15 protein-coding genes are annotated in these 11,874 nt (G+C 47.2%); 11 read left to right on the top strand and 4 right to left on the bottom strand.

Features of this window, described 5'->3' with window-relative positions; translation table 11 throughout:
- The 3 genes from G9F48_RS19835 to G9F48_RS17115 all read left to right on the top strand — a co-directional run.
- Positions 1-132: KGG domain-containing protein (locus G9F48_RS19835; protein WP_238785892.1), on the top strand; the 132-nt coding region annotated here is incomplete at its 5' end.
- A 134-nt stretch (positions 133-266) separates the two neighbouring features.
- On the top strand, positions 267-608 hold the full coding sequence (locus tag G9F48_RS17120) for a cupin domain-containing protein (protein WP_014304387.1): 342 nt from the start codon (positions 267-269) through the stop codon (positions 606-608).
- On the top strand, positions 602-961 hold the full coding sequence (locus tag G9F48_RS17115) for a YdbC family protein (protein WP_077721829.1): 360 nt from the start codon (positions 602-604) through the stop codon (positions 959-961). The genes G9F48_RS17120 and G9F48_RS17115 overlap by 7 nt, the downstream gene beginning before the upstream one ends.
- 24 nt (positions 962-985) lie before the next feature.
- Here the strand turns inward: G9F48_RS17115 and G9F48_RS17110 are convergent, their stop codons facing one another.
- Both G9F48_RS17110 and G9F48_RS17105 read right to left on the bottom strand, forming a co-directional pair.
- On the bottom strand, positions 986-1,807 hold the full coding sequence (locus G9F48_RS17110; RefSeq protein WP_003156225.1) for a manganese catalase family protein: 822 nt from the start codon (positions 1,805-1,807) through the stop codon (positions 986-988).
- Between the two features lie 84 nt (positions 1,808-1,891).
- Entirely contained in the window at positions 1,892-2,944 is a 1,053-nt protein-coding gene (locus tag G9F48_RS17105; RefSeq protein WP_102422354.1) for a TRAP transporter substrate-binding protein, read from the bottom strand.
- Positions 2,945-3,024: 80 nt separating this feature from the next.
- Between G9F48_RS17105 and G9F48_RS17100 the strand changes: the two genes are divergently transcribed.
- The 8 genes from G9F48_RS17100 (at position 3,025) to G9F48_RS17065 (ending at position 11,373) form a co-directional block, all read left to right on the top strand.
- Positions 3,025-4,647 carry an ATP-binding protein gene (locus G9F48_RS17100; RefSeq protein ID WP_165409847.1) on the top strand — a complete coding sequence of 541 codons (1,623 nt, stop codon included), beginning with the start codon at positions 3,025-3,027 and terminating at the stop codon, positions 4,645-4,647.
- Complete coding sequence (locus tag G9F48_RS17095) at positions 4,622-5,293, top strand: response regulator (RefSeq protein ID WP_003156219.1); 672 nt, start codon at positions 4,622-4,624, stop codon at positions 5,291-5,293. The genes G9F48_RS17100 and G9F48_RS17095 overlap by 26 nt, the downstream gene beginning before the upstream one ends.
- A gap of 108 nt (positions 5,294-5,401) precedes the next feature.
- On the top strand, positions 5,402-6,658 hold the full coding sequence (gene dctP, locus G9F48_RS17090; protein WP_058906576.1) for a C4-dicarboxylate transporter DctP: 1,257 nt from the start codon (positions 5,402-5,404) through the stop codon (positions 6,656-6,658).
- 186 nt (positions 6,659-6,844) lie between these two features.
- Positions 6,845-7,894: an AI-2E family transporter gene (locus tag G9F48_RS17085; RefSeq protein ID WP_156735904.1), complete on the top strand. Its 1,050-nt coding sequence runs from the start codon at positions 6,845-6,847 to the stop codon at positions 7,892-7,894.
- A 101-nt stretch (positions 7,895-7,995) separates the two neighbouring features.
- The gene (locus G9F48_RS17080; protein ID WP_069013422.1) at positions 7,996-8,922 is read left to right on the top strand and encodes an ABC transporter ATP-binding protein; all 927 of its coding nucleotides are present in this window, start codon (positions 7,996-7,998) and stop codon (positions 8,920-8,922) included.
- Positions 8,915-9,682 (top strand): ABC transporter permease, encoded by a 768-nt coding sequence (locus tag G9F48_RS17075; RefSeq protein ID WP_007410217.1) that lies wholly within the window; start codon positions 8,915-8,917, stop codon positions 9,680-9,682. Before G9F48_RS17080 ends, G9F48_RS17075 begins: the two co-directional genes overlap by 8 nt.
- Positions 9,683-9,776: 94 nt before the next feature.
- Positions 9,777-10,112, top strand: a complete 336-nt coding sequence (locus G9F48_RS17070; RefSeq protein ID WP_003156210.1) for a hypothetical protein — start codon at positions 9,777-9,779, stop codon at positions 10,110-10,112.
- Positions 10,113-10,227: 115 nt separating this feature from the next.
- A complete protein-coding gene (locus G9F48_RS17065) occupies positions 10,228-11,373 on the top strand; it encodes an acyl-CoA dehydrogenase family protein (RefSeq protein WP_165409846.1) in 1,146 nt (381 codons plus the stop codon).
- Between the two features lie 25 nt (positions 11,374-11,398).
- On the opposite strand, the gene fbpB is transcribed toward G9F48_RS17065, so the two are convergent.
- Positions 11,399-11,545 carry a Fur-regulated basic protein FbpB gene (fbpB, locus tag G9F48_RS17060; protein ID WP_003156206.1) on the bottom strand — a complete coding sequence of 49 codons (147 nt, stop codon included), beginning with the start codon at positions 11,543-11,545 and terminating at the stop codon, positions 11,399-11,401.
- Positions 11,532-11,711 (bottom strand): Fur-regulated basic protein FbpA, encoded by a 180-nt coding sequence (locus tag G9F48_RS17055; RefSeq protein ID WP_007609570.1) that lies wholly within the window; start codon positions 11,709-11,711, stop codon positions 11,532-11,534. Before G9F48_RS17055 ends, fbpB begins: the two co-directional genes overlap by 14 nt.
- Between the last annotated feature and the right edge of the window lie 163 nt (positions 11,712-11,874).

The following is an 11,874-nucleotide window of genomic DNA, read 5'->3' as shown; positions in this document are numbered from 1 at the left end:
ACAAGCAATAACCATGACAAGGAATTCTATCAAGAAATCGGTCAAAAAGGCGGAGAAGCTACAAGCAAAAATCATGACAAAGATTTTTATAAGGAAATCGGCCAAAAAGGCGGAAACAGACGAAGCAGCTAATAAAAGCATAAAAGGCAGACAACCTGCAGATCAAAAGCGATCCGGCACATCAGCTGGATCGCTTTTTATTTTGGGAAAATCTTGATCTGAGCCGCCCTTACGATACAATAAAATGAAAAAGGGGTTTTTCACTCGTGTCTGACATGCTGAATTTGCTCGCTATCGCCAATAAAGTCAAAGAAAAACACGACAATTTTTCAATCGCGGAGATCAATGACCACTGTGTGCGCCTCGCAGTGTTTACGGGAGAATATGACTGGCACCATCACCCTGACTCAGATGAATGGTTCATCGTTCTGGAAGGTGAGCTGCTGATCGATTTTAAGGACAAAGAAACCGCAGTGCTCAAAGCAAATGACAGCCTGCTCATCCCGAAAGGCACGATTCACCGCACCCGCTCATACGTCAGAACCGTGAATCTCTGTGTCGAGCATACGCATGCGAAAACAGTCATCACAGAGGAACGGTCATGCTGATCAAAAAGATTGTATGTGAAACAGACGCTGCAAACGCTGAAGCATTTGGGCAAGCACAGTCAAGGTGGGGAGCATTATCATGTGTAAATGGCTTCGTCAAACAGGCCGGCGGCTGGCGGAAAAACGCAGACGGCCTGTTCATCGCAGAGATCATCAGCGTTTGGGAGAACAGACAGGCCTATGATGATTTTATGGAGAACGAACATGACCGCATATACGAAGAAAACGAGCAGAAGGCTGCGATTCTTTCAATAGAAGTGATGCTGTACGAGGGGGATGAACCTGTCATTCACGAGCTGTTACATCACCCGGACATCCGATACGAACCGGACTGGACAGTTGTGCGCACATAAAAAAAAGCCCCTTTAGAGGCTTTTTTATTTTCGTCCGGGAAGCGTGTTGTGGACATACGGCGGGACGGGGTCCAGCTTAGCTATTTCGCCGTGCGCTTTCGGTTCCTTTTCGTATTCAAATGGTTCTCCGTCCGGCGCTGTTTCCTTCAGCCAATTTTGTTCAGCGCTTTCTGCTCCATCTGAGAAATGAATAAGCTTATGGGAGAATGACTGTTTTTCCAGCGCCTTCGGGAATGTGGAAGGAACGATCGGACCTTCCTGTTCTTCTAATTCTTTAATAGCCGCAAGCCATTGGTTTTGATGCATGGTATCACGGGCCAATAAAAAGCTGAGCATATCTTTCACGCCTTTATCATCGGTCATTTCATACAGGCGTGCGACTTGAAGCCTTCCTTGTGATTCGGCGTTCAGATTGGCGCGGAAGTCTGCCAGAAGGTTTCCGCTTGCGACGATATAGCCTGCGCTCCACGGAACGCCCGTGCTGCTCTCCGGCATTGCGCCGAGTCCTGAGACAATGGCATGATGCGGATTCATCCCGCCTAAAATGGACCCGATGACCGGATCATCAGCCGCTTTTTCCTGCTCTGCCAGCGGGGCGTCTTCTAACAGTCTCGCAATCATCGTCGCGATCATTTCGACATGGCCGATTTCTTCAGTCGCGGTATCCATCAGAAGATCCTTATATTTTTCATTGCCCCGTGTATTCCATCCTTGGAACAAATATTGCATGGCGACGGATATTTCCCCGTATTGTCCCCCTAAAATTTCCTGCATCTTTTTTGCGAACAGCGGGTCAGGACGATCCGGTTTTGCCGGATGCTGCAGTTTTTTCGTATGTGTAAACATGTCTCCATCTCCTTTTTTTGCTCTGTCCCTATTTACTTCCCCGGCGGGAAAAGGGATGAAACGGAGATGGGCGTATTGGTCCTGCTAAGGCTCGCGGCGCAAGGATAACAAATCCTGCACAAGCCCGCGGCCGATCACCTGTTCATATTGTCCGTAAATCGGGTCGAGGCGTTTCATCCATGTGTTCTTTTCCGCTTTGCTCAGCACATGAATATGAATGGATGAATTCTTCTTTATCTCTTCAAGCTGGTCTTTATTCATTTTCTCAGCGGAGGCTTCGTTCCATTCCGTCGTTTCTCTCATCGCCTCCGTTAAGATGGTTCTCGTTTTTTCTGTCTGCGAATTCCAGAAATGCTCGTCGGTCATCACGGCATAACCGAGGTACCCGTGATTGCTGATTGTCAAATAATCTTGAACATTATAAAATTTTTTAGAATAGATATTTGAAATCGTATTTTCCTCTCCGTCTACGAGATTGCTTTCCAAGAGCTGAAACGTGGAATTAAAGGAATCCTGCCGCGGGTGCGCGCCGAGCAGGCGGTACTGGTCTTCGATCACGCTGCTCGGCATGATCCTGAGCGCCTGTCCTTTCAAGTCGTCCGGAGTGAAGATCGGCCCTTTATTTGACGTGAGCTGCTTAAACCCGTTCGTCCAGTACGCCAGTCCTTTCAAATGATGCTTTTCTAATGAAGTGAACAGGCGCGTGCCGATTTTGCCGTTGAGGCCTTCTTGCACGGCTTTATAGTTTGTAAACGCGTACGGCAGATCCAAAACACCCCATTCGGGAGACAGTGATCCGAGCTTTGAGGTGGAGGGGGCGATGAATTGCACGTCCCCGTTTTGGAGGGCGTTTATTTCTTCATTATCTGAATAGAGGCTCCCGTTGGGAAATACCTCTACTTTAATGGTGCCGCCGGACTTTTGATAGACCAGGTCGGCAAATTTATTCGCCGCCCGCCCTTTAGGCGTGTTTTCAGCAACGACATGGCTGAACTTGAAAACCATTTGATCTTTCAGGCCTTCCTGTTCGTCATCATAATACGGTTCTTCCGTTGAGAAACGATCATGAAAGCCGATGAATAAAGCGGTTCCGATACCGAGTACCATCAGGCTGAGACAAGTCAGCAAGCTTTTCATCGAAAACCCCCTCCGCCATTTTCTATAACAAGCATAATCGGACGGGCCGTTTTCGTAAAGAGACGGAAAGGAAGAGGCCAATGACGAAAAAAAAGCTCACCATCCGCTGGAAAATCACCATACTTTCGTATATCGTCGTGCTTTTTACCTTTTTGATCGTCGGCATCGTGCTGATCGGCAATATCCAGCATACAGAGGAGCGCGAGCTGAAAAAACGGCTGATGAATACCGCGCGGACGGTATCTGAGATGACCGATGTCAAACGTGCTCTGGAGCAGAAAAAACAAAGGGAAGACGTGCGCCATGCGGTCGAAGAAATAAGGATCATCAATGAAGCGGACTACATCGTCGTCATGGATATGGATCATATCCGCTATTCACATCCCGTCAGCACAATGATCGGAAAGCGTTCAAGGGGTGAGGACGAAGCCGCGGCGTTCGCCGAGCACATTTATTTTTCCGAAGCAAAGGGAGAGATCGGCACCGCCGTCCGCGCTTTTTATCCCATCAAAGACCGGGATTTGAATCAGATCGGCGTCGTCCTTGCCGGTAAAACGCTGCCCGGATTCGGTGAAATTCTTCTTCAGCTGAAACATGAAATACTGTTTATCGTTCTGCTGGCGCTCGGGTTCGGACTGGCCGGCTCCTTTTTGCTGGCCCGCCACATCAAAAAACAAATGTTTTGGCTCGAGCCCCATGAGATCGTGAGAATGTATGAGGAACGGACAGCTACGTTTCATTCGATGAATGAGGGCGTCATTGCGATCGATAATCAGCATCACATCACCATTTTTAATGAAAAAGCGAAGCAGATATTCAATGTCAGACAAGAGACCGACGGCAGGCTGATCTGGGACGTGTTAAAAGATTCGCGGCTCCCTGAAATCGTCGAGCGGAACCGAGCCGTATATAATGAAGAAATCCAAGTCAGCGGAAAGGTGATCATGAGCAGCAGAATTCCGATCGTCATGAAAAAGAAGGTCATCGGAGCCGTCGCCATTTTTCAGGACAGGACGGAAGCGGCGAAAATGGCGGAAGAACTGACAGGTGTGAAAAATTTTGTCGATGCGCTCAGAGTCCAAAATCATGAACATATGAACAAGCTTCACACCATCGCGGGGCTGATTCAGCTCGGAAAATCAGAAAAAGCGCTCCAGCTTGCTTTTAAGGAATCATCAGAACAAGAAAGCGTCACTGATTTTCTTCATCAGACCATTCAGAATGACGCCGCGGCGGGGCTGCTGTTAAGCAAAATCAAAAGAGGAAAAGAGCTTGGCATTTCTGTGAAAATTGATGAAAACAGCAGTTTCTCGGCATTTCCGGAGCATGTCGACCAGCATGACATCGTCGTCCTGCTCGGCAATTTAATTGAAAATGCGTTCGGCGCATTCGAAACAGCGGACACGGAGGACAAACATATTGACATCAGTATCGAGCAAAATGATGAAGTGCTTGCTATATTAATAGAAGACAACGGAAGCGGGATTTCCGATCAGCACATCCCGCGCCTTTATGACAAAGGGTTTACCGTCAATAAAACGGGAGGAACGGGATACGGCTTGTACCTTGTCAAACAAATCGTCGACAAAGGGATGGGCGTTATTGAAGTCGACACACGGCAGGGACAGGGAACGGCATTTTCTATATTATTTCCGATGAAGGGGGAGGAATCATTCGATGGACATCAAGGTGCTGCTTATTGAAGATGACCCGATGGTGCAGGAGGTGAATAAAGAATTTATCACCGGTGTTTCGGGGTTCAGCGTCATCGCCACGGCCGCTGACGGAGACGAGGGAATCAGGCTTATAAAAGATCTGCGGCCCGGGCTCGTGGTATTAGACGTATACATGCCGAAAAAAGACGGAATTAAAACGCTCCAGGAAATCAGAAAACAAAAGCTCGAAGTGGACGTCATCATCGTCTCGGCCGCAAAAGACAAAGAAACAATCCAGCTTATGCTGCAAAACGGTGCGGCCGACTATATTTTGAAGCCGTTTAAGCTGGAGCGGATGAGGCAGGCGCTCGAAAACTATAAACAATATAAACGGAAAATTGAAGAGCATGACACCATGTCGCAAGAGCAGCTTGACATGCTGCTTAAAATTCCGCAAAATCCGTCCCGGGATCTGCCGAAGGGGTTAAATCATTTTACGATGAATGAAATTTTGACCTATATGAAACAGCAGACGGAGCCGCTTTCAGCTGAAGAAGCCGCCAAAGCGCTCGGAATTGCAAGGGTGACGGCGCGGCGTTATCTTGATTTTCTTGAGAAGGACGGCCAGATTAAGCTCGACATTCAATACGGGGGAGTGGGACGGCCGGTTAACCGCTATAAATTCGTCCGCTAGCCGAGACCAAAAAGACCAAAATGTCCGTTATGATCATAAGCTTCCCCTCTTTGTATGAAAACGCTATCATTTTTGTATAGACGCAGCGAGAGGCAAGGGGGAGTAGGGATGAAAATTTTCAAAAATCTTACGGTGCAGGTCATCACGGCGGTGATCATCGGCGTCATTGTCGGACTCGTATGGCCTGATGCCGGGAAGCAGATGAAGCCGCTCGGCGATACATTTATCAATGCGGTAAAAATGATTATCGCACCGATCATATTCCTGACGATCGTGCTTGGCATCGCCAAGATGGGAGACATGAAAAAAGTCGGCAAAGTCGGGGGAAAAGCATTTATTTATTTTGAAGTCGTGACCACCATTGCCCTTATTATCGGACTTCTGGTCGTCAATATCATGAAACCCGGTGAGGGCCTTGATTACAGCAAGCTTGAAAAAGGGGATGTCTCTCAGTACACCCAAAACGGGGGACAGGGGATTGACTGGATTGAATTTATCACTCACATCGTTCCGTCAAATATGGTTGACGCTTTCGCAAAAGGCGACATTCTTCAGGTCTTATTCTTTTCTGTTTTATTCGGTGTCGGCCTGGCGGCGCTCGGTGAAAGAGGCAAAAGCATTATTGATTTCTTCGATAAACTGTCGCACGTTTTTTTCAAAATCATCGGCTACATCATGCGCGCGGCGCCGATCGGCGCATTCGGGGCCATGGCCTATACGATCGGGCACTTCGGCCTTGATTCCATCAAGCCGCTGGCGAGTCTGATGCTGTCTGTATACGTTACGATGTTCCTGTTTGTATTTGTCGCTTTGAATATCATTTGCAAACTATTCGGTTTCAGCTTGTGGAACTATCTCCGTTTTATTAAAGATGAACTGCTCATCGTTCTCGGCACAAGCTCTTCTGAGTCCGTCCTTCCGCGGATGATGGATAAAATGGAGCGTTACGGCTGTTCCAAATCGGTTGTCGGCCTTGTCATTCCGACGGGATATTCTTTTAACCTGGACGGCACCTCGATTTATCTGTCCATGGCGACGGTTTTTCTGGCGCAGGTGTTCGGCGTTGACCTTACCATCGGCCAGCAGGTTACGATCATTCTCGTGCTGATGCTGACATCAAAAGGCGCGGCGGGCGTAACCGGAAGCGGATTTATCGTGCTCGCCTCCACTTTATCGGCGCTTCAGGTTATTCCGCTGGAGGGACTGGCGCTGCTCCTCGGCGTTGACCGCTTTATGAGTGAAGGAAGGGCGATCGTCAACCTGATCGGAAACGGAATCGCCACCATCATCGTAGCCAAGAGCGAAAATGAGTTTGACGAAGCGAAAAGCACACAGGCCGTAAAAGAAATGAAAACGGCGGTATAAAAGGAAAGGAACGGCATGCATCAGGCATGCCGTTCCTTTTTTTCGGCCGCCATGAGTAAAAAAGATAAATTTGTTTAAATTTATTAGGAGGTGGACAAAGACCTTAGCGTCATTTTGTTATATAATTTACAATTAGAGAGTGAAAGATGAAATCTAAGGGCTTTTTGTCCTAGCAGGAGTGTATAAATGGCGGCTATTTTTAAATTTTTTCAGCATCCGGGTGTCAGACGTTTTTCCGTTTTTCTTGTTTTGACTGGGGTGTTAGTTGTATTCCGAAGTATGATTAATTTGATTTTGCTTACGTTTATTTTTACTTTTCTGATGGATCGGCTGGAGACTGTCATCCGGCATGTGTTGAACCATTTTTTCCGGATCAGCCAGAGGGTGGTCATCACCATTTTATATATTGCGCTGGCTGTCGGGGCGACTGTCGGAGGCTTTGTCTTTTACCCGATTGTTGCCAAGCAGATTGAACAGCTGATTAAGCAGATCAAGCACATCGCGTATCATCCCGATGTCATTCCGTTTTATGATGAGATATCGAGCGTGTTCGGCGATATCAATATCGGTTCCTATGTAAAAGAAGGTTTTAATGTACTGTATACATACTTGGCCGATATCAGCACTTTCGGTTTGCAGGTCGTGATGTCACTGATTCTCAGCATGTTTTTCCTGTTCGAGAAAAAGCGGCTCACGGAGTTTATGAAAAAATTTCAGCACAGCAAGCTGTCTGTTTTTTACTACGAACTTGCTTATTTCGGCAGCAAATTTGCGAGAACATTCGGCAAAGTGCTTGAAGCCCAATTTATTATCGCGCTGGTGAACTGTATCCTCACCTTGATCGCATTGGCCATTCTGCATTTTCCGCAGCTGTTCGGCCTGTCCATCATGGTCTTTTTCCTCGGGCTCATTCCCGTTGCGGGTGTGGTGATTTCGCTCATTCCGCTCAGCATCATCGCGTATACGACGGGCGGTGCAGCGTATGTCATCTACATCGTGCTGGTCATTTTCGTCATCCATGCGATTGAGACGTACTTCCTTAATCCGAAACTGATGTCAGCGAAAACGGAACTGCCGATCTTTTTTACCTTTACGGTTCTGATTTTCTCAGAACATTTCTTCGGCATTTGGGGCTTGATTATCGGAATTCCGATTTTTGTGTTCCTGCTTGATATTCTGGATGTCGTCAATAATGAGGACAAGGAAAAAAACGGACCGGTCCCGGATAAGACATAACGTCGGCTCCGGCTCTTCACGAATATATGACTAATGTTATAATGCAGACAGTGCCTATGTACGGGCACTGTTTATTTTTTGTGAAAAAGGAGGAAGGCTGTATGACTGAGCCGATTTTACATATTGAAGGCCTTGACAAAACAATAGGCAAAAAGCACATTTTAAAAAACATCAGCATGGATGTCAGGCAGGGCGAGATCATCGGTTTGCTCGGTCCGAACGGGTCGGGAAAAACCACACTTATCCGAATCATCGTCGGCCTTTTAAAGAAAAACAGCGGCACGATTACAATTAACGGCTTTCAGCACGATGCTGATTTCGAAAAAGCGCTTGAATCCGTCGGAGCGATCGTGGAAAATCCTGAATTCTACCCGTACCTGACGGGGTGGGAAAATCTGAAGCACTTTGCCAACATGCACAAAAACATCAAAGAGGACAGGCTTCAGGAAGTCATCGAGCGGGTCGGGCTCACAAATGCCGTGCATGACAAAGTTAAAACGTATTCCCTTGGCATGCGTCAGCGTCTCGGGATTGCACAGGCCATTCTTCACCGTCCGAATCTGCTCATTTTAGATGAACCGACAAACGGGCTTGATCCCGGCGGAATGAAGGATTTCCGCGATCACTTAAAGGAACTCGCGGAGCTTGAAGGGACGAGCATCCTTTTTGCGACGCATTTATTGCGTGAAGTGGAGGACCTTTGCGACCGTGTCATCATCATTCAAAAAGGTGAGATCAAAACAGAGGTTGTTCTGCGCGGCGCTGCGGAAAAAGAAGAAAAAGCCATCCTCGACATTCAGCCGGCTGACGAAGCATTCGAATGGCTGTCCCAGCAGCAATTTGTTCCGGAGAAAAACGGCGGGAGCATTACCGTCACCGTAGCGAAGAAGGACATCCCGGCATTAAACCGTGCGCTCGTCGGACAAGACTTTCTCGTGTATTCCATCATGCCGTATGCGGAATCGCTGGAGGATGAATTCATGAAAGTGACGACGGCGCTTCAAGAGGAGGGGGAGACGAATGTTTAAATTGACAGCGAATGAGCATATGAAACTCTTTAACCGAAAAGTCTCATTAGTAGCGCTGATTCTGATGGCCGTTCTCCAATTTATTATGGCGCTTGTCATTAAACGGCTTGTCATCAGTTCCGGAACGGATGAGAATTTCATCGGCTATATGGCGTACGCGCCCGGGCTGAATATTCTGCTTGAGGCATTAACAATCGTGATCGCGGCAACGATCATTTCCGCTGAATTTGATAAGAAAACGATCAAATTTTTGTTAATCCGCCCGGTAAAGCGGGAGCGGATTTTTGTATCTAAACTCATTACCGTATTTTTGGTCAGCTTGTACCTGTACGCGGCGTACTATATTCTGTCTCTGCTGTTCGGCATGGCTTTCTTCGGAGTGTCGGTGACATCTGAATCAGGGACGCTTCTTATGAACACCCTGAAAGTAATCGGCACGAACTGGGTCGAGGCGTTTGCGATGGCATGCTTTGGCTTGTTGTGTTCTTCTGTATTCCGAAACAGCGCAACGGCCGTCATTTTGTCATTTATCGTGCTGTACGGCGCAAAATCACTCGTGACGATTATGTCGCTCTTCCAAAACAAATGGGGAAGTTTTCTGCTGTTCGCAAATACTGACCTGACGCAATATATGAGCGGGGCGAAGCCGCTGTTTGCGGGAATGACGCCGTTATTTTCCGCAGGCATTATCATTATCCATATCGTATTCTTTTTAGCCGTCGCTTGGTGGAGCTTTTGCAAACGAGATGTTCGGGTATAAAGTAAAGGAATGACATTTTTGTGAAAAAGATCACGATAAATCAATAATTTATGCTATTTTGATTTATAATAAAGGTAATGACGGAGGTGCTCACTTGAGAAATTTTATTACCGCATTACCGATTGTGTTATTGCTTGGTTTTTCCTTTGTGTCATTCATGTTTCAATTCGAACATCTTGTTTATTTCAGGCTTGCGCTGGGTTTGTTTTCTACAGTGGGGCTGTTTCTCTTATATAAAATGAAGACGGGATTCCGTTATTTCATCATCTACCTGTATGCAAGCTGGATCGTGCTTGCGGCGGTTACCGCGTTTGAAGAGCCGATTTTTTCAAGCTTTTTCTTTGGCGGGCTTGTGATGACGATGGGTTATCTCACATATATGCTGATTTATCTCGGGCTCAAGCAGGACCGCGGCCCGGAAGCAGTCTGAACGCGCTATTCCATGGAATAGCGTGTTTTTTTTGTACAGCCTCACAGTTGCGAAACGGGACTTGAATCTCTATAATACTTATTAACTTTATCGGAATTATAATGGGGGGATTCCAGTGTCTTTATGGATACAGAATGAACGGCAGCGGGAATGGATGGAAAAAATCTGCCTGCTTGCAGACGGATTTCAAAAAACAGCCGCGCTTGATGACGAGGCGGGCCGTTTTCCCGCCGAGAAAATTCAAAGACTGCGCGACGCGGGATATACGGCGTTAACGGTACCTGAGGCCTTCGGCGGTGCAGGCATTTCCGTTTATGATATGGTGCTGTTTCAGGAACGGCTGGCGCGGGGAGACGCGGCCGTCGCTCTCGGGATCGGCTGGCATTTATCCGTCATGGGTGAGCTCGGAGAAGGAAACAGCTGGGATGAAGATGTCTTTTCATTTATCACAGAAGAGGTGAAAAAGGGAGCCGTCCTGAACAGGGCAGCGACGGAACGGCAGACCGGCAGTCCGACGAGGGGAGGAAGACCCGGCACCTCCGCTGTCAAAAAAGACGGAAAATGGGTGCTGAACGGCCGAAAAACCTTTACAACCCTTTCGCTGACTTTGGATTATATGCTTGTGACGGCATGGATTGAAGAAAAACAAACGACCGGTGTTTTTCTCATTCATAAAGATCAGGCAGGCGTTTCAGTCGAAGAAACATGGGATATGATTGCCATGAAGGCGACCGGAAGCCATGATCTCCTTTTAGATCATGTCACGGTCAGTGACGAGCGGCTTGTGGAGCTTATCAGCGGGCCGAGAGCGGCGAAAGTGAATGGTTGGCTGCTTCACATTCCCGCTGCTTATCTGGGCATCGCTCAAGCGGCAAGGGACTATGCCGTCCGGTTTGCATCCGAATATTCGCCGAACAGCCTGAACGGACCGATTAAAGACGTGCCGGCCGTTCAGCAGCGTGTCGGGGAAATGGAGCTTGAATTGTTAAAAGCGAGACAGTTTCTCTTCACGGCGGCGCAAATGTATGATGACCCGAAACGCCGCCCTTTCATCAAAAGCGAGCTCGGTGCGGCAAAACATATTGTGACAAATGCCGTCCTTTCTGTTGTTGATAAAGCAATGAGAATCACCGGCGCAAAAAGCCTGGAGCGAAATAATCCGCTTCAGCGGTATTATCGGGATGCCCGGGCCGGCCTTCACAATCCGCCGATGGACGATGCGGTCATCGGCAAATTAGCGGCGGAAGCCTTTGAGCAATAAAAAAAGAGCCTGAAAAAGGCTCTTTTTATGTATGGCTGTTGTGCCGGAGCAGTTTTTGATGCTTGCGGTCAATTCTGTCATAGATCACATTCATCAGCTTCTGATTATTCATAATGGCCGCCTTGTTTTCTTTTATCAGCTGTTCGTATGTTTTTATTTTACGTTTCGCCATGAGCCTGCACCTTCCTTACATATTTGTATTCGCTTTCTAATTCTCCGAGCGATAATTCATATAAATGCCGTTCCGACTTTTTGTATATTCCGTTATTGATCAGCAAATGGATCAGATGTTTTTTTCGTCCTTCAACTGATGATCTGAGCTGAGGAGAAGACCTCATGATTACCCTCCTAATCAAATGATATTGAGAATCATTATCAGTTAATGAAAGTATACAATGGACATATTCATATGTAAAGGAAAAATACCGCCAATTTTTCGACAAAAAGTTTCCCGGGGAATAATGCTGTCGAATATTGCATTTGGTCAGATCAAAGCTGCTA

The sequence above is a fragment of the Bacillus sp. EKM420B genome (assembly GCF_011065565.1).
GTDB classification, from domain to species: domain Bacteria; phylum Bacillota; class Bacilli; order Bacillales; family Bacillaceae; genus Bacillus; species Bacillus velezensis.
The sequence above is the reverse complement of the archived record's forward strand: the minus strand, read 5'-3'. Positions and strand labels throughout refer to the sequence as shown.